The sequence below is a fragment of the Psychrobacter sp. APC 3279 genome (assembly GCF_030407795.1).
In the GTDB taxonomy this organism is placed as follows: Bacteria; Pseudomonadota; Gammaproteobacteria; order Pseudomonadales; family Moraxellaceae; genus Psychrobacter.
The window spans coordinates 28,916-48,561 of sequence record NZ_JASDCR010000006.1; the positions used below are offsets into that span (position 1 = coordinate 28,916).

General features: G+C 41.4%; 14 protein-coding genes and 1 pseudogene. 6 read left to right on the top strand and 9 right to left on the bottom strand.

The genetic code is table 11. The annotated features are described in order from the left end of the window. Nucleotides 1–94 precede the first annotated feature (94 nt). From QL898_RS04210 to minE, 4 genes are all read left to right on the top strand, one after another. Nucleotides 95–1,192: a hypothetical protein gene (locus QL898_RS04210; RefSeq protein WP_290175911.1), complete on the top strand. Its 1,098-nt coding sequence runs from the start codon at nt 95–97 to the stop codon at nt 1,190–1,192. A 71-nt stretch (nt 1,193–1,263) separates the two neighbouring features. Continuing rightward, entirely contained in the window at nt 1,264–2,088 is an 825-nt protein-coding gene (gene minC / locus QL898_RS04215) for a septum site-determining protein MinC (protein ID WP_290175912.1), read from the top strand. Between the two features lie 289 nt (nt 2,089–2,377). After that, nucleotides 2,378–3,190 (top strand): septum site-determining protein MinD, encoded by an 813-nt coding sequence (minD, locus tag QL898_RS04220; protein ID WP_057761560.1) that lies wholly within the window; start codon nt 2,378–2,380, stop codon nt 3,188–3,190. 2 nt (nt 3,191–3,192) lie between these two features. Further along, nucleotides 3,193–3,483 carry a cell division topological specificity factor MinE gene (minE, locus tag QL898_RS04225; RefSeq protein ID WP_057762631.1) on the top strand — a complete coding sequence of 97 codons (291 nt, stop codon included), beginning with the start codon at nt 3,193–3,195 and terminating at the stop codon, nt 3,481–3,483. An 85-nt stretch (nt 3,484–3,568) separates the two neighbouring features. On the opposite strand, the gene QL898_RS04230 is transcribed toward minE, so the two are convergent. The 9 genes and pseudogenes from QL898_RS04230 to pilG form a co-directional block, all read right to left on the bottom strand. Continuing rightward, nucleotides 3,569–4,096: a cytochrome b gene (locus QL898_RS04230; RefSeq protein ID WP_290175913.1), complete on the bottom strand. Its 528-nt coding sequence runs from the start codon at nt 4,094–4,096 to the stop codon at nt 3,569–3,571. A 138-nt stretch (nt 4,097–4,234) separates the two neighbouring features. Then, nucleotides 4,235–4,732, bottom strand: coding sequence for a hypothetical protein (locus QL898_RS04235; RefSeq protein ID WP_290175914.1), 498 nt, complete (start codon nt 4,730–4,732; stop codon nt 4,235–4,237). A gap of 17 nt (nt 4,733–4,749) precedes the next feature. Further along, on the bottom strand, nt 4,750–5,745 hold the full coding sequence (locus QL898_RS04240) for a chemotaxis protein CheB (protein WP_290175915.1): 996 nt from the start codon (nt 5,743–5,745) through the stop codon (nt 4,750–4,752). Then, nucleotides 5,735–12,610 carry an Hpt domain-containing protein gene (locus QL898_RS04245; RefSeq protein WP_290175916.1) on the bottom strand — a complete coding sequence of 2,292 codons (6,876 nt, stop codon included), beginning with the start codon at nt 12,608–12,610 and terminating at the stop codon, nt 5,735–5,737. The genes QL898_RS04240 and QL898_RS04245 overlap by 11 nt, the downstream gene beginning before the upstream one ends. A gap of 30 nt (nt 12,611–12,640) precedes the next feature. Next, nucleotides 12,641–13,498, bottom strand: a complete 858-nt coding sequence (locus QL898_RS04250; RefSeq protein WP_290175917.1) for a CheR family methyltransferase — start codon at nt 13,496–13,498, stop codon at nt 12,641–12,643. Between the two features lie 185 nt (nt 13,499–13,683). Then, nucleotides 13,684–14,781 (bottom strand): annotated as a pseudogene (locus tag QL898_RS04255) (methyl-accepting chemotaxis protein); the annotation flags it as partial. Nucleotides 14,782–15,273: 492 nt separating this feature from the next. Continuing rightward, nucleotides 15,274–15,804: a chemotaxis protein CheW gene (locus QL898_RS04260; RefSeq protein WP_160022438.1), complete on the bottom strand. Its 531-nt coding sequence runs from the start codon at nt 15,802–15,804 to the stop codon at nt 15,274–15,276. A gap of 3 nt (nt 15,805–15,807) precedes the next feature. Continuing rightward, nucleotides 15,808–16,170: a response regulator gene (locus QL898_RS04265; RefSeq protein WP_057761573.1), complete on the bottom strand. Its 363-nt coding sequence runs from the start codon at nt 16,168–16,170 to the stop codon at nt 15,808–15,810. 179 nt (nt 16,171–16,349) lie between these two features. Further along, the gene (gene pilG, locus QL898_RS04270; protein ID WP_057761576.1) at nt 16,350–16,727 is read right to left on the bottom strand and encodes a twitching motility response regulator PilG; all 378 of its coding nucleotides are present in this window, start codon (nt 16,725–16,727) and stop codon (nt 16,350–16,352) included. A 687-nt stretch (nt 16,728–17,414) separates the two neighbouring features. Here pilG and QL898_RS04275 point away from each other — a divergent pair. Both QL898_RS04275 and QL898_RS04280 read left to right on the top strand, forming a co-directional pair. Next, nucleotides 17,415–18,632 (top strand): HlyD family efflux transporter periplasmic adaptor subunit, encoded by a 1,218-nt coding sequence (locus tag QL898_RS04275; protein WP_290175919.1) that lies wholly within the window; start codon nt 17,415–17,417, stop codon nt 18,630–18,632. A 259-nt stretch (nt 18,633–18,891) separates the two neighbouring features. After that, nucleotides 18,892–19,614: a response regulator transcription factor gene (locus tag QL898_RS04280; RefSeq protein ID WP_057761578.1), complete on the top strand. Its 723-nt coding sequence runs from the start codon at nt 18,892–18,894 to the stop codon at nt 19,612–19,614. The last annotated feature ends 32 nt before the right edge of the window (nt 19,615–19,646 follow it).

Below are 19,646 nucleotides of genomic sequence, written 5' to 3' on the forward strand. Positions count from 1 at the left end.
TGAACTCATAGATTTTCGATGTCTATTTCAATAGTAAATGGTAGTAAATATCGATTTCTGACCCATTTTTTGTGCCATTTATTACTTATAAGGTATGACTGTGCCCACCTCTACTACTAGCTCGCCGTTAGCTACCGAATCTGTTTTGAGTCAGCCTCCTTATCCAATAAGCGATGAGCCACCAAAACCGAATCATCCAAAGCCGAGTCGCTTTAAGCTCACTTACGATATCGTCATGATTATTGCCATCAGTATTGATCTGCTATTGATCAGTATCGATGCTATTTTGATGAGCAATTTTAGTAGTAATGCTGCAGAATGGCTAACCATCAGTGAAGGGCTCAATTGGTATCAGAGCACTCTACATGATCCTCTACGCACTGCTGGAGGATTTTTTACTATCTTTTTGGTCGTTGAGTTGCTATTGCGCTGGGCGATTGCCATTAAGCAAAAAGTCTATTATCGCTGGTTCTTTTTCCCATTCGTTCATTGGTACGAAGTATTAGGCTGTTTTCCGCAGCTACGTGCTTTGCGACTGCTGCGAGCGGTGGTTATTGGACGACGTCTATATCAGCTTGGCTACCAAGTACTGCCCCAGACGTGGATCAATCGAATCAAATTCTACATTGACCTACTGTTAGAAGAGCTCTCCGATCGCGTTATTTTGACAGCGATACAAAACTTTCGACAAGAGCTAACCAGTTCAGACACGCATAAATCATTCATTGAGTCGACGATTGCAAAAAATCGAAATGAGATTGAAGCGGCCGTATTGTCCGTGCTGCGTACAGAGCTTGCACCGAAGCTGCAGGAACTGACTGCTTCATCAGGTGGTGGCAGTATATTGGCTAGCGAAATGGGCAATGCTATTGAAGAAGGGTTGGCCAACACACCTGAATTGCGCCGCTATCTACGCATGATACCTATCGCGGGCAGCCTGATTGAATCACAGCTACATCACGTCGGGCACAATATCGGTGAGAACGTCGTAAACGCATTAAACAAGCGACTTTTAGACCCTAAGCGCTTGGATATATTAATGATGGAAATTGCTAGCGGTATTGCGCAAATAGATACCAATAATACAGCGCTAGATACTTTGATTTCTAGTATCATTGATGACAGTTTGACTGCGTTTGAAGCGCAAGTGAAAGTGCAGCAATGGAAGCACCAAGATATGCTAAATCTATAGTTTAGCTATCTAATAGCATGACGTAATAAGAGACATAATACCGTGACAGAATTATTTTTAAGGGTTTGTATATGACAGTTTCAGCTAACGATAACCAGACTGCACCAGCGCTAGCTTTCTATGGCAAGATGCTGACGTTTTCACGCGTACAGTTTAGTACAAGCGATCTAGCAGCTATAGAAGCTCAGCTAACTGAAACGCTCAGTAATAAATCGAGCAATATCCCTATCCTTATTGATAGTGACGTTGAACAAGATTTATCAGCATTGGTAGAGCTGTTATGGGCATGGGGATTGCAGCCTATTGGCGTGGTGACAGGAGTGCTTGATGCGCAAGCACGTGAGCAGCGCTTAGCGATATTTCCAGCAGATGGTAAGCGTATTGAACGTATATTACCAAGTAAAAAAGCGCCCATCCCTACCCAACCATCGGCAGAGAACAACAACGCCGAAACCGTTAGTGCTAATAGCGTCGATGATACTTCTACCACGAGCGAATCTGCTACTGAAACCACACTATCTAATATGCCAACCGAGACGTTGGTAAGTACTCAGCATATTACCAGCTTAATCTATGATCAAATGCTGCGTTCAGGACAAAGCCTCAATCACGTTGGTGGCGACTTAATTTTGACCAGTAGTATCAATAGCGGCGCTGAAGCGATTACTGACAATAGCTTGCATGTATATGGCCGTGCACAAGGGCGTCTGGTGGCAGGCGCAACAGGGGATAAAGATGCCCGTATATTCTGCCAAGTCTTTAATCCGTCACTGGTGTCAGTAGCAGGAACCTATTGCTTGCGAGACAATTTACCTGATCATGTTATCGACAAGTCCGTGCAAGTAAAATTCGTAGAAGGCGAAGGCTTAGTATTTACCGTGATGGATGAAGCTTAAGGCACCATTAAAAATAATACACCGTAAAGTGACTTTATAGAAAACTAAGGTAGTTAAGCTGCTCTATTCGACAAGCCAAAAACCATAGTTATAACCCTACCAATACCACGCAGAAAGGCTAATTGAGCGATACATAGGTTGTTTTTCTGCTTTAGTATCGAGCTGCTATAAATTTTTGTTTATTTATGCTAGGCTAGCTTCGAAGATAGTGTATATATGTTAGGTAAATAACATGTAATTTTGCTATTTATATAAAAGATATCCCATTGATTCATAGGAGTGTGCCATTGTGGCGAAGATAGTTGTAATCACTTCAGGTAAAGGCGGTGTGGGTAAAACCACGACAAGTGCTTCTTTTGCCGCTGGTTTGGCGTTACGTGGCTATAAAACGGTTGTTATCGACTTTGATGTAGGTCTACGTAATCTAGACTTAATCATGGGTTGCGAAAACAGAATTGTTTATGACTTCGTAGATGTCATCACTGGAAACGCGCGCTTGTCGCAAGCACTTGTCAAAGACAAACAGCTTGAAAACCTGTATATCCTGCCAGCCAGTCAGACGCGCGATAAAGACGCATTGACTGACGAAGGGGTATCAGAGGTAATGGCTGAGCTCTCTAAACAGTTTGACTATATCATTTGTGACTCACCTGCCGGTATCGAGCGCGGTGCACAGCTAGCGATGTATCATGCGGATGAAGCTATTATTGTCACTAACCCTGAGATCTCTTCAGTGCGTGACTCAGATAGAATCATCGGTATTTTGCAAAGTCAGACGAAAAAAGTAGAAGAGAACCAAGGGACTGTTCGCGAGCATTTGATTATCACTCGTTATAATCCTGAACGTGCGGCTGCCAATGAGATGATGGATATTGATACTATCTCGAACGATATCCTAAAAGTTCCACTACTTGGTGTTGTTCCTGAGAGCCATTCCGTGCTTGAAGCGTCCAACCATGGCGAACCAGTTATTCATTATACCGACTCTGTTGCTGGTCAATGTTATGAAGACATTGTCGCCCGTTTCTTGGGTGAAGAGCGTCCACTACGTCACATTGACGTGAAGAAAAAGAGTCTATTACAGCGCTGGTTTGGGGGATAATGATGACTAAGAAAAAAGGATTTTGGAGTAGCCTATTTGGTACTGACGACAACAGTAACGCAGGTAGCGCAAATTTAGCAACTGAGCGTTTAAAAGTTATCGTTGCTAGCGAAAACAGATTGAACAATCGCTTAACGGTTGATCGTATCGAAAAAATGAAACGTGAAATCTTAGAAGTTGTGAACAAATACGTTAACGGTGTGCAGATTGATGATGTCAATATCAACCATCGTTCTGAAGACAGCTTAGATGTGTTAGAGATGAATATCAATTTACCTGAGCATAAGAAATAGCGTTCTAACAGTACGTATTTCTACAATCAATAAAAAAAGCCCCAAGTTTGATACTTGGGGCTTTTTGATGTCGATCGATTATAGATTATTTCATACGGGCAATAAGATTGTCTTTTTTGACAAACTGATGGTATAACGCGGCTGCTATATGCAAGACCGTAAAACCAATAATCATTGGCCAGATAATCTCAGTATGCAAGTTATTGTAAAAGCGAGCCAAACTTCTATCTGGGGTTACGAATACAGGGATCTGAAAGATACCGAAAATATCAACCGGTCGACCGCCATATACTGCCATCAGTAAGCCAACCAGTGGCATAGCAATCAGTATGGCATAGAGAGCAAAATGTGACAGCTGAGATACGAGCATTTGCCATTTTGGCATGGCTAACGGTGGTGGCGCCTTAGTAAAAACGCGGTTGAGGACTCGGGCAATCATCCAAAATAACAAGCTCACGCCGAACGCTTTATGATATCCAATAAACAGATTGCTATCTAAATTCTCATATAGCAGTATCATTATCCATGTGACTAACAGTAAAGCTGCACTAATCCAATGAAAAATACGGCTACTAACCGACCACTTTGATACATTCGAGTTGGCATTATTCATGAGTGACTCTACTACCTTTATCAGGAATTATCTCTAATCAATTTTATAAGCCAGCTAATGCTCTTCAAGAGATGAAGTCATTAACATTACTGGCTTACTATTTATAGAATGGAGAATACCTTAAATAACGATAAGAATCTAGCTATCCGAATCAATCAGGTGATAGGCAATTTTATCCAAATCTGGCACTAAGTAGATTTCGTCATCAATCATCACTGTTTGATATAGGTAGGATGAGACGTCATTTTTATCAAAGTACTCTTCCCTATCTTCGCCATTGGCAGTACTAAACTGTTCAGGTGTCTCTACATCTTTCACTTCAGAAATTCGTGCTTGCAGCTGACGCAAGTCACCTGCCGTTTGTAAGGCAAATCGGTGATTAGTCGTATTACCTTCCAAAACAATCATTTTGTCTGGAGCTTGATCTTGCAGTAGCAAATGAAATACAGCCAAATCTTGTTGTTGCCAGTCGTATCTAGAAACCTGCTGTTGGAGCTCATCCACACTCAAAATTAGGCTACTTGGAATGATCCATTCCGGCTGGTTAACTGCTGGAACAATAGTGACGTCAAGCATACCGTTGTTGGTAGTCAACAGACTCACAGCCTCAAACGAATGTTTCAAAATTTGTGTCATACGTCACTCGCAATAAGTTAATGTGAATGGCTAGCTGCCCTTTCACCAATGTAATCGGTTAGTTTTTTTGCCAAATCGGTAGGGCTACCAACAAAATTGCAATACCCTGAGTCAATGATAGCCTGAGGTTGACTTGGACATGCGCTTAAGCTCGGATCTTGTGCCCATAATTGACTGTTATTGTCTTGGATTAAGTCTAGATACTGAGAGCCATCATTACCCATACCTGAAAATATAATATTAATAAGCTCGCTACCATGGACATCGCTGGTATTTTTAAGCAGCTGCCCGATTGCAGGCTTATATTCACCATGCCAATCTTGATCCAATAGTATCACGCGACCTGTTGAATCGCAGACAACCTGCTTATCAATAGGTACTATCAGACACTCTCCTGCTCGTAGCCGCTGTGAAGAAGCGATAATCTTACAGCGCCAGTCATTATGACGATTAAGTATGCGGGGCAACGTACCAATCATAGCCTGATTGAAATGATGTGCCAATAAAATACAAATTGGTAGTGTGGCTGGCACATTATCCAAAAACTCTTTCACCGCACTAGGGCCACCCATAGAAGCACCCAAAAATACGACATAATGCCAGTCAGTATCAGCACTCTTGTAAGCTGGAGCATCTACCGGTGTTGGTAAATCAAGTAATTGGGCAAATTTACGCTTTAACTTACGCTGCCATTTTGCATATTCTTGTGATTCATTTAGATACGGTGCCTGACTGAAGCCAACCAGTACTGCTGCTGGTTTGGATGCCACCGTCGCTATTGCCACACTGTCATCATAATCACTGTCTATCAGCCAAATATCGATAGCTGAGTTAGAAAGCTCACCTGTTTCCTGCCACTGTGCTCGTGACACACAGCCAACTAGCATAAAGCCGAAACCACGTACCGTATCTGAAAATGCCATGCGCTGGCGATGGTCTTCTGCCACCACCATCACTTTAATATCGTTTCTATTCTTTTTTCGCAGTGCTAAAACACGTGCATTATCCTTCATTAGTCAGGCTGACCCCTTCACCTAGTAATTTTTGCATTTTATCAAGCAGCTCTTTTTCTTGGAATGGTTTACCCATATAGTCATTCACACCAATCTCTAAGGCACGTTCACGATGCTTTTCGCCAGTACGTGACGTTATCATAATAATCGGAATTTGCTTTAGACGACTATTATGTCGGACTTGAGTGGCAACCTCGAAGCCGTCCATACGAGGCATTTCGATATCAAGCAATATCATATCTGGTGTCATATCTTGCAATATCTCAATTGCGTCAATACCATCTTTAGCGACTGCCACATTGAACCCTTGACGCTCTAAGAAACGTGAGGTTACCTTACGTACCGTCACGGAGTCATCGACGACTAAAATGGTAGATTTAGATTCTATACGTCCTCTTTTAGCATCAGCAGCTTTCGTAATATTCTTGACCAATTGCGCATTACGCATAAGAGCAATCAGATCTAAGATGAGCATTACCGAGCCATCACCCATGATAGTAGCAGCTGAAACCCCTGGAATATTTGATAATTGTTGGCCTAAAGGTTTGACAACAACTTCTATGCGCGAACCTGCAATCTGATCCACTTGCAAAGCAATATTTTGTCCGGTACGGTTTTTAATAATGATAAGCGGTAAGCTGGTATTGGTATTTACGACCAACTCATTTAACTTATTACCTGATAAAATCTCATTTAGATAACGTACTCGATACTCAGTGTCTTCAAAATTCAATGTGGCATCATTTGATTGATAATAGTCATAGAGCTTCTCTGGATTCACTCGAACCACGCGCTCAATCTGTACCAATGGAATCGCATAGTAGCGATCTGCAGCACGAACAACCAACGCGTCAGACACGGCTACTGTCAGTGGTAAGCGCATCGTAAAACTAGAGCCTTTACCCAACTCTGAAACGACGGATACTGAGCCACCTAGTTGGCGAATCTCACTAATAACAACGTCCATACCAACGCCGCGTCCAGAAATCTGAGTCACTTGCTGACTAGTACTTAATCCAGCGTTGAAAATATATTGCATAATATCAAGGTCTGACAGACTATTATCGTCTGCATCAATTAGACCCTGAGAGATGGCTTTGCTACGTACCGCTTCAACATCAATGCCTCGCCCATCATCTGTTAATTGGATGACGATCTCACTACCTTCACGATGTACCTCAAGAGTAATACGACCGCTGCGCTCTTTGCCTGACTTTAGACGGGTCGACGTGATTTCAATACCATGGTCGACAGCATTACGTAACATATGCTCAAGCGGTGAAGTAATGCGCTCTAGGATGGTTCTATCCATCTCGTCATCAGCATTAATAATAGTCAGTTCAACAGACTTATTAAGCTCATTAGCTGTTTGACGTACGATACGTTCTAGACGTGGTGTCAAGCGAGTGAATGGCACCATACGTGAATTCATCAAGCCGTCTTGCAGTTCAGTCTGGGTACGAGACAACTGTAGCAGCAGGCTTTCGCTATCACGGGTCTTTTCTAATAATGTATGGTTAATATCAACCAAATCCGAGGCCGACTCTGTTAAAGATTTAGATAGCTGATTCAAAGATGAGTATTGATCCATCTCTAGAGGGTCAAAGTCTTCATTATCGATGAGTTCCTCATCTATCTGAGACAGAATCTGTGCTTCTAGCTCGATCTCCATACGACGTAGCTGATCTGCCAAGCGTTGTACTGTCGTACCCATCTCTTCAATACTGTTTGTTAAACTACTGATACCCATATCGATACGAGCACGGTTAATCGCTGACTCACCAGATAAATTAATCATGTGCTCAATCAAACCACCTGAGATACGAATCATCTCATTGCTACTAGCGCTCTGATCTTCCTCATGAGTATCTCTAAGCATAGACGGCATTTCACTGATATCTTTTGCAAGATACTGTGAATCTTGGTTGTCTTTGGCAATTAGGATTGCTTCACGCTGGGCTTGTAGAGACTCTTTAGGTATCGTTTTTAAGCTATCAGGGTTTCTACCAAATTGCTCCAATGCTTCAATCAACAACGTAGGCGTTGGTGGATTAACTTGTTGTTGAAGAATAAATACTGCATCAGCTAGCCAGTCATGACTTGCAACCAGCAACTCTAATACTTTTTTGGTGGCTGGACGTCGATTACTGACAAAATCAGTATAGACTGATTCCATTTCGTGAGCTAAGTCAGCGATACCAGAGGCAGTGACCATGCGTGCGCCACCCTTTATGGTATGCAAGTCACGTTGGAGTGCTTGTAACGCTGTGGTATTACTCGTGTCTTTTAAGAACAAGTGCAGATACTTATTACGATTAGTAAGCTCTTCTGCTTCTTCTAAAAATACTGCTAATATATCAGGATCAGGAAGTCCGTTAGCCCATGATTGCTTAATCATGCTATCCAGACTTAGGGTACTCAATACCTCATTATTACTGTCAACAACATTGGCAGCAATACTACGCTCTGTAGGGGCAAAATGATTTTTTGGTACTGGTATGACTAGATCGACTACATCTGGTAACGTTTTTGCTTTTTCAAGCTGGCGCAACTGTTCAATCAGCTCTGGAGTAAAGAAAGATTTCTTATGACTCACAATATGCATCACTTGTAGTGACATCGTGTCTTGCACCATTTGCATGATTTCAAGCCACTGCGCGGTTGGCGCTCTTCGGTTCTCTACAAACGACTCGTAGACACTTTCTGCTTCGTGAGTCAAATCACCAATACTACGGATACCAGCCATCCGTGCACCGCCTTTAATCGTGTGCAAATGACGCTGTAAAACTTTCAGCGCATTGATATTGGTGATATCGGCACGCCACTTATTGAAACTTTCATCTAGTGCAGTATCAAGCTCTTGAGCTTCTTCTAAAAATATTTCTAACAGCTCGGCATCAGTATCAATAGTCTCAAACTGTAGCTCAGCTGCTGGAACAACTTTAACGGTGAAGCCAACGTCCTCGTTCTCATCCCTTTCTTGATAAATACTCTGTAAATCATCAATGACTTGTTTATCTATTTTTAAGGAGGTACTTCCAGCTAAGGCATCAAACAAGCCAATCAGCTGAGCATGACCTGCATGCAATATCGCTTGAATGTCTTGATTTTGAGCTATATCAATATGATTACTCAAATAACGATACGCATGACCCAGCTCATCTAAAATCGTGACGAATTTTGGAAATGCTTGCGCCTTTTCCATCAGAGAAGCTATTTGTGAAACTTGCTGCTCTATATAGCCTTGAATATGCTCTATTTCAGTATGATTCAACGCATCATCTAACTCCCACTCAGCATCGAGTAACGTATCAATATTACTGTCTAATAACTCTTCTATCGTCGGTTTCTTATTTGTCATGACGGTAGTGTCATTAGCCACGTATTGCTCACCAAGCATGGCTTGCAATGACGCTATATCATGCTGACTCTGCGACCCATCGTCCTCTGCTGATACATCGTGCTGCTCTATATTTTGCTTATAGTTATTTAGATAACCCTCTATTAATGTGGCTGACTGGGCCAATGCTGCTAGGTGCTGAGCATTCATGCCTATATCTTGTTGTTGTAATGACTCCAAGCTATGCTCGATGGTCGCACTGACTTCGCTGATAGCGGCCAAAGCACTAGAACCCGAAGCGCCGCGCAAAGTATGAAATGCGCGTACGATCTCATCTGTGATCTCTATAAAATTTTGCTCTCTGTTGTCTTTGACAAACTGTTCGATACGATCAAGCAACTCTTCTGCTTCATCAATAAATATCTTACAAAATGCTTTTTCTTCCTCAGTTTGCGGGGTCAGGACAACCGCTGCCTCTGCCATTCTTTCATTGACCGAATGAAAGGTCTGCAAAGTAGAGTCTATGGATGCATTACTGTTGTCATCATAAGCATAGCCAGTCTCAGCCGTATCAGACCATGGAGTCCTTTCTTCCATCTTATCTATAGAACTACTTGCTGATTGTGCAAACAACGCAGAATAACTAAATCCATTACCCTGCTGTTTGCTATACGCATCAGCACACGCAATCCACACTGGAACAACAGCTGGATAGTCTTGAGTACCTTGTTCAAATGCTATGAGCATATCAGGGTAAGCTGCCAGTACATCTGTAATCAACTGACGTATATCAGCTGAGATAGCGACACTGTTATCTAAAACACGGTTAAGCATGTTTTCTATAGACCATGCTAGTTCAGCTGTATAGTTAGCGCCTACCATGCGGCCCGAACCTTTCAAGGTATGGAAACCACGGCGAATATCTTTCAAGCCCTCTAGATCGGTCGAATTTTTCTGCCAGCTTTCATACAACGGCACAATTTCTGCCAATACTTCATTGGCCTCTTCTATAAATATCTCTTTGATATCAGGATCTGCATCGTCGGCATCGGCTGGTAGTTGATTAGTCTCTCTAATAAAAGGTGCAAGACTCTCTGGAATATCCAATGTAGATAGATATTCGTTGATATTTGCGTCTTCGTTATTCGAGTCAGTGACTAACTCGGTACTATCGTTATTAGAATCGTTATCAACATCATCAATTTCTAGTAGCGATTTTTCTAATTCTGCATCATCTGACATAACCTCTTTAGGAGCAAGTTCAGTTAGCGTCAGTCCAGTATTAACCGGCTGCTGACTCATCAGATTACTACTTTGTAAGATAGCAATCGCAGGATCAAAGCTTGGTGGTCGCTGCGCTGAAAAATCTGCTACCAATGCTGGTAGAATTTTTGTGGTATCAACCACTAGATTTACAACATCATCTGTTACTGGCAATGTTTTATCTAATAAACGATTGAGTAGGTTTTCGATTGACCATGCTATCTCACTGATACTAAAGGCACCCACCATACGACCTGAGCCTTTTAGAGTGTGAAAACCTCTACGCACTTCGGTCAGTGGTGTTAGATCTTGTGAGTCTTGCGCCCAGATAGGAAGGAAATCTTCAAGATCAGTGATGATTTCAGTCACTTCTTCAATAAAGATATCGTGGACATCTTCATCTGTTTCGAAGTTATCAGGCTTCACGTGTTCACGAGCCTGCTTTAGTGCATCACTTTCAGTATTGTTGGACAGACTCACACTATCTTGTTCAACTACATTTGTATCGTCTATATTGATAACGGGACTAATCTCGCCACTATCATCGTAACGTACAACATTTGCCGCAGCTGACTCTTGAGCGAACACAGTCTCGTTAAGCGCTTCTGGTGAATCGATATCAGTATCAAGAAGCTGTGTTGCTCTGGCCGTATGTTCGTTTGCTAAAGTGAGCAACTGCTGGTGGAAAACCTGCTGTGCAAGATAATCAAGCAATAGCTCAATAGACGTTAAACTTTCAGCCAACGCCTGCACCAAACTCCAGCTCGGGGTAGTAATATTACGAGTAGTTAACTGTGCAAATAGACTACCGATATCATCCATAGTATGACGAATTTCTGGCAATTCCATATCGTCGAAGGCTTGACCAATACTGGTAAAATCAGTAGACGCTGGTAATAACCCAATATCTTGACGCTGTATATAATCGTTGAAATTTTGCTTTATCTCTTCTACTGCGATTCGAAGCTCACGTAGGCCATCGTCGGTAGGAATAGAGCCATGTTTACCTGTTAATTCTGTCTCGTTACTACTTATCACTTCAGGCACAGTAGCGAAAGAGGTCGCATCACCAATCTTAAGTGAAATAGTTTGCTCAGTACTATAAATAGCGTTGTATAACTCTTGCAGCTTGCGTTCAATTTGCCATTGCTCTTGCGCAAAACTTGTTTCTGATATGAGAGACTGTTTTAAATCTGCAAGGATTGACTCTACCTGAGACACGTAGTAAGTCCAGCCTCGGTTTTTGAGCTGTTCTTTGATATGTTGTAAAGGAGCTACTAAGCTATCTGGCTCATCCAGCTTAAAAATAAGCGCATCAAGCTGAGTTAATAATTGCGGTAAAAAACGAGACGCTGTCGTAGTACTTTGAGATACTTTATCCAAAATAGACTGCGTACGTTTGCTACTGTGCGCTAGATAACTCAATTCGACATAGATTGCGGTGGTCAATCTTACAACTATAGTTGAAGGTACTTCATTTGATTGGGTACAAGATTCGATAACTTGATCAAGCTGACCTAATAATGGGGCATAACGCTCAGGAAGCGGCGTCTCGTTTTGGGCCAGATCGCTTAGCAATAACTCAGTCATACACCATAATCTTTGTAAATTATTATCTTGTGTTGTCTGCCTGAGATACTGACTGGCTTTTTCTAAGGTATTGAGTGCTGACGACTGATTTGTATTAGTGATCAGTAATGCTTGTACTTGCTGACGCCATACGAGTAGCAACTGCTGACACTGTTCACTTGTCAAGCTAGCGATAACTTGTTCTGTCGGAACGGCCGCTTCAATACTATTGACGATATTCTCGTTATTCGCATGAACATTTGCATATTCATGCTGAATATCACTAACGTTTACAAGAATGTCAGTTTCTATTTCTCGTTGAGACAGGGCTTGGGTCAGCTCATCAACGGCCCTATTTATTAGCTCTATATGATAAATTCCTGTACGCGCATACTGATTAACCTCTCGTTGCAATAATCGATGAGAGAACTGACCTATACGGTGCTCTCTAATAGAAAAATCATCACAATTTCGTAATCCTGCGAGTTGACTCAATTTACTAGCAACATCTGCGAGTAAAGGAAGTTTAAGCATGATGAGCGCACCACTAATCTGATGATAACTTGATATCAGTTGCTCATGGTCGATGCTAGATTCACCTAATTGCCAACCATCAGATATCTGTGTTAACTGCTGATTGAATAATGGTAGCAACCATTGAAACGTCACTATGTCATTGGGCTGGTTTTTCATAGGTTTATCCTAACTCGTCTATGCACTAATTTAGGCACTAATTTTTTGCCACACATTAACCTGTGGGTGCGCAATGCGGCGCATATTTGAAGGACGCCAGAACAACGCCTCACCTGGAGCCAATATAATATATCCCTCTAACGCGCACTGCTCTGATAACCGTGCCAAAATATCACGCTGATCAAATTTACGAAAATATAGCAGCATGTTTTGGCAAATAATCACATTCTGAAGATGCGTAGTGGGTGGTTTTTTTTCAATGATATTGTGTACAGAAAAATGGACATGTGGCTGCAATACGGGTGCTACCTGCCAATTCTCCTGCATAATATTAGCCGCTTCTGGTGTGTCAGATTTCAATCTGCTTAATATATCTTTAGATGGCAGCGGCTGAACAAACGGCTGACACGATTGTGGAATTAAAGTTTGCTGCCTGTTATCGTATTGCCCCAATCGTGCACTTTTAATAGCCTCTTCGCTGATATCTGTCCCTAATATGGCATAGTCTTGACATTTCTGTGCGGCTAAGCTCATAGCCAGTGACCAAGCTTCTTGTCCACTTGCGCAGCCAACACTCCAAATACGAAACAAACTATCAATGTTGCCTGCTTTACGATGCTGCAGTGCATACTCTGTGACAAAGTCGATAGAGGGTCTATGTCTAAAGAAGCGACTCTCATGAATGAGTACTTTGTCTAACAACTGCTGATGCAATCCATCGTTTTTCGATAGTTGATACCATAATTGTTGAACACTCAATCCGTTCGACAGCGCCGTACAGTCGATTGCATTAGCCAGCCACTGTAGCTGTATGTCTGGCAGCACAAATCCAGTCTCTTGCTCTATGTACTTCTGCCATCGCTGCACATCCAAACTATCGACTTTCATCAAAGTATTACCTAATGTCAGCTCAACTGTATTAAGCAGATGGTTTAGCTAATTAACACCATCTATGCTAGACAAATCACCTGCTATGATTACGGCTTCTTTTTATCATTTTTACAGCAGCAAATTTATTCAATATGCAGAAAAATCAAATGCTATCAATCTTGATCTAAAAGAGTAATTAATCACTAAACGCTTTCTTTCAATGCGCCTTCCGTATCCAACACTTCATAATCTACTAGCTCGTCGTCGTTCGATACCTTAAAGCCTGTTACCGATTCCTGTAGTGCTGCTGCCATTTCACTTAGCTCACCAATAGAACGGGCTGTTGCCATCGTTCCAGAAGAAGTTTGTGAGGTAATATCTTGAATGATATTCATGGTGTGAGAAATATGACCCGCAGACTCAGCCTGTTGTAATGCAGCGTTCGAGATGTTTTGAATCAAATCAGCCAAAGTATTAGAAACGCTCTGTACCTCTTCTAGTGCTTCACCCGCATCTTTTGCTAAGCGTGCACCGCGTACAACTTCAGAAGTTGTTGATTCCATCGACATAACCGCTTCGTTGGTATCGGCATGAATGGTTTTTACCAATGTTTCAATCTGCTTAGTAGCGTTCGCTGAACGCTCAGCCAGACGCTGTACTTCATCAGCAACAACCGCAAAACCTCGGCCTGCTTCCCCTGCCATCGATGCCTGAATAGCGGCGTTCAATGCCAAAACGTTGGTCTGGTCAGCAATATCGTTAATTAGTCCAACAATATCACCAATCTCTTGCGAAGACTCACCAAGGCGCTTAATACGTTTTGATGTTTCTTGAATCTGATCACGAATAACGTTCATACCCTCAATAGAGCGCTGTACAACTTCTGCTCCATTGTGAGAGATAGCAACTGAACGCTGGGCAACCGTTGCCGATTCTGCAGCGTTGTTTGAAACCTGATCAATTGAGACAGTCATCTCATTAATAGCGGCTGATACTCCAGCAATTTCTTGTGCTTGGTGTTCAGAAGCTTCAGCCAGTTCAACAGCATTCATCTGCGTTTGATCTGAAGACTGCGATACGCGGTCAGCAGTGCTGTTAATAACCAGTACCAGCTGTCGTAATTGGTCAATTGCAAAGTTGACTGAATCAGCAATCGCCCCTGTAAAGTCTTCTGATACAGTCGCATTAACGGTCAAATCACCTTCTGCCAAATCACCCAACTCATCAAGCAGACGTAAAATAGCGATCTGGTTACGTTCGTTTTCTTCTTGAATTTGACGCGCTCGCTCAGACTCAGCTTCTGCTTCTTGGCGACGACGCAAGGTTTCTTTTTCAATAAGCGATCGCTCTGATCCACCACGATTTTTCAGTAGCTGGTACAAAGCAAACAGAATCCCCAATGCGCCGATTGCAAATACAGCCGCTGGCAAGATAACGGATTGATTGAAACTATCGAAATACTGACTTACCGATGATAGCGAGTTAACTAGCCAAATCAGACAAGCCAAACTTAATAGAACAAAAAATCCTAACAATAGCTTCCAAGTACTATCAGAGTCTTTGCCATCTGCTGATGTTTTAGCCATACCAGCTACAGGTTTTTTTATCACATCACTCATCTTGCGTCTTCCTTTCAAACAGTCATCAAAGTCTAATTGTGGCTGACTTTGACAATCGTATTGTTATCTAAACAATGATTAGCAAAGCCTGTATAAATGCTGACATCGAACCCTATTATGTCAGTCGCTATTATTCTGTCGTTACTCAATAAACAGGTATTGTATAGTTAATAGCTATATCGCAGCATCTGAATACTGAGGATCCTGTGCGAGCAAACTTGGCATAAATACATACCAGTCTTGGTCATTTTTGAAAAACTTGCCATGATTATAAGGCGCGAATGGCGACTCTGGATCTATGGCTTCTGGACGATACTGTTCTTGTGTAAACTGTTCGATACCAAGTACTTGATCCACCAGCAGTCCTGAAAAGTTATTGTCATAATCAATGACGATAACTTTTCGTTGGCTCATTTGTGTCAAGCGACTAGGTACTTGTAAAAAATGAGACAGATCCGTCAAAGGTAAGAGTCGCCCACGAATGTTGGCAATACCTAGCATCCATGGCTTTACTAGAGGTAGGCTAGTATATTCTGGCATAGATAATACCTCTGATACCTGACCCATAGGGGCAACTAAGCGCTGCCCACCAATTTCAAATACCACACCTTGCCAATCAAACTCTTGGCCACCGCGGCGACCGCTTTTGCGCGCGCGTGCCAAATCTGCTAAACGCAGAAGCTCGATAAATCCTCTAGAAGCCACAAGTTACTCCATCACTTTGCGAATCATATTGACCAATCCACTTTCATCAACTGGCTTGTTCATATATTCTTTAGCGCCTTGACGCTTGCCCCAAACTCTATCTGTTTCTTGGTTTTTGGTACTGATCATAATGACAGGGATATGAGCAGTGGTTTTACCGCGAGTAATCTTGCGCGTGGCCTGAAAACCATTCATTTCAGGCATGACCACATCCATCAAAATCACATCTGGTAAATGTTCAGCTGCCATCTGGCAACCCTGCTCACCATTGGTCGCTTCCAACACTTGAAAGTTATTTTTGGCAAGCATATCGCGAAATTTCGCCATTTCTGATGGCGAGTCGTCAATGACTAAAACGGTAGTCATAGGAGGTTCCTTTAAGTTCTAAAATATCTGTGAAGATATATTGATATATGGTTCAGATAAAATGATTAAAAATAGCACTTATAAATCTACTGGTGGCCATTCTTTAATCATAATTATTCAGTATTGAATAATCTGGAGCGATAATATCAATCACTCCCTGTAAGTCTATATTTATTCGATTAACGGTACTGATTAATGGCATCAAAAAGCTCATCTTTGCTAAATGGCTTGGTCAGATACTCATCAGAACCCACAATACGACCACGCGCCTTATCAAATAGACCATCTTTAGATGACAACATGATTACAGGTTTATTAGCATAATCAGGGTTGTTTTTTATCAGCGCACAGGTCTGATACCCATCTAGACGTGGCATCATAATGTCGACAAAAATAATATCTGGATTGTTATCTACAATCTTTGCTAACGCATCAAAACCATCGATAGCGGTCACTACTTCACAGCCCGCTTTTTGTAATAAAGTTTCTGCAGTACGGCGAATGGTTTTTGAATCATCAATTACCATTACTTTTAAACCTTCAAAATTATTTTCCATTCTCATTGTCCTGTAAACGACTATTTGTTCGTAACGCTATCTAACAATACAAAATTTGCTTGGCTATTTTAAACTTTTATATCACTTCTTGTCAGATCGATATAAGTACCTGCATTTGCATTGTCTGCGTTGAAATTTGTGATAACAGCGAATCTTCTACAATTGATGCCTACTGACTAATCGTGGTATCAATATAGCGTACTATACGCACTTTATTATTATTAATCTTACAAAATCTAGCGTTATTTAAGTGCCTTGGATAAGTTAACTTACCCTGCGAATATCTGATAAAAAATTCAAATCTAATAAGTATTCTAATTAACAATAAATCCAATTTTTGGTATATAAATAGATTGAAATTTGAATTAAAGATAGCGTTATTATATTTTTGCATTGTATATAACTGGCAATGATATTACTGAATAATTTTCATTTGTAATAAAAATGTATCAATGCATTTTATAGTGTTTGTTTTAGCATAGTTATTATTGATTTTCCAGTAATTAGCAAAATTATGTTCGAACTCATTAGTATCACAAATAGCTGTTTTTATTTATTAAAGGTATAACTTCAACTCTTCTTAATATTCGATTCATCAACTTTCTTAAGTTTAGTAAATATCTTACAGTCGTTCCACCGAGTTACAATTCACTATATAATGATATGACGATTACAATGGTGACTGCTATGACAGCTTCTAGACATTTAAGAAAAAGCATCTATTTATTCACCATACTATTTATCGCTGCTTGTCAGCCGTCACCTATAAATGAATCAGCCGTTACTGATACTGAAGAAACCGCAGACACGCCTCTTATCATCACAAGTGACAGTGTCACCATGACGCCAGAACATATCTTGAGTATAAAACCTTCAAGGTATCAGCCGAGTCTCGGATTACAAGGTAATATCGAACCTATCAAGCAGACCACATTTGTTGCGGTACATCCCATTCGTGTAGAAGAGACACTAGTTAGTGAAGGTCAATGGGTAGAAAAAGGCACGCCATTGCTAGTTTTTAGACGTATAGGTACTGCTAGCAAAGCTGAAGGTTTGAAAAAGCCTGAACAAGGTAATTTAGAATCAGGGGATGCTAATCAGAACACTCCAGAAAATATGCAAAACTCTGATGCTAAATCTGCACAAGCTGCGCCAGACGCAGACATTGCTGTTGCAAGAAAGACTAATAATGATAAAACGTTAGAAGCAAATTCTGCGATAGATACTGATAGCAACATCACTAATCAAAATGCAGACATTAATACGGCTAAACAAGATACCTCGTATAATTCGATTACCATTCATGCCAGCTTTTCGGGGCGAGTAGAAAGCTTATCTGCTGATGCAGGACAACAGCTAGCGGCGCGCGCGTCTCTACTACAGATCAGTGACGAAACCAAGCTGCACTTTATGGCTACCCTGCCTATACAAGCAAAACCACAGCTCTCAGTTGGCCAAACGGTCAATTTTACCGCCGAAGGTATCTCAGACAAGTTTACGGGACAGGTCAGTAAACTGGTATCTACCAGTCAGCCCAAAAAGCTCTTGGTCTATGTTAATGTCATCGATAATGAAGTAAGTCGTGATAAATTATTGCCAAATATGAAAGTCACAGGGCGCGTCAATTATGGTCAAATAGATGTCGGTACTATCGTACCTAGGCGCGCGCTACACGATGTTGACCTAACAGAGTTGCAAACTCCTCCTTATATGCCGCTACAACCATTGACTGCGAATGTTTGGATAATCGGTCAAGATCAGCGTTTAACACGCCAACCTATTGAAGTAGTTGAATACGATCCTACTACGCAGCAGTATTTAATAGCTGGTGTGAGCAATGATAGCTTAATTTGTTTGGCGGACTTACCTGTTGATTCTAAAGGAAAAAAAGTTATTGTGTCATAATAGCTTATGCTGACAGTTACATTGCGTAGAAACATTAACAAAGCTTCTCTTGTTTTGTAACAGCATAATTAGGCAATATGACCCTACTATATATAGCATTATCCGAGTATTGAAATACGACTCATATTTAATTATGCGCTATTCTGTATATTTGAAAACGTAGAGGCTTAATAGTTTAACTATTTATCATTACCGACAGCTCATCATTACCAGAAACGTTATACTTTTATAAATCACAATAACAATTAGAGGACATCCCATGAGTAAACAGATTTTATTGATTGAAGACGATCCAGATTTGGCTGAGCTGATCAGCGATTATTTGACCATGAACTATTATGATGTGCATCATGCTGGTCTTGGTCAAGAAGGTCTCGACTTATTAGACACCAAAGAGCGCGATATTGATTTGGTTGTATTGGATCTCATGCTACCTGATATGGACGGTATGCAAGTATGTCAGAAGATTCGTGGCAACAAAAACAACATGACCAATAAAGTACCTATTATCATGCTGACCGCAAAAGGCGACACAACCGATCGCGTGTTGGGGCTAGAGATGGGTGCTGACGATTATATCGCCAAGCCTTTTGAGCCACGTGAGCTTTTAGCTCGCATCCGTGCGGTTATTCGTCGTCATGAGCAACCAAATCAAGCCGATAGCCAATCAGACAGCTTAACCTTTGGCCGTTTGAGTGTGTTCCCTGATAGTCATGAAGTCACCATCGATGACCAACCGGTACGTCTAACCACGCATCAGTTTCAGTTGTTACACTACTTTGCCACTCACTCTGGCAAGGTGTTGAATCGTGAGCAACTTTGGCAAGCGATGCCAAATGATGACAGCTCAGATAACATTGACCGTGCAATTGATGTACATATTTCGCGTCTACGTGCTTTGATTGAAGACAATCCACGCCAGCCAAAACGTATTATTACCGTACGCGGCGTCGGCTATCAATTTGCCACTGATCAGGTGTAATCGTAAAGGATACCTAATTAGCTGACTCATGG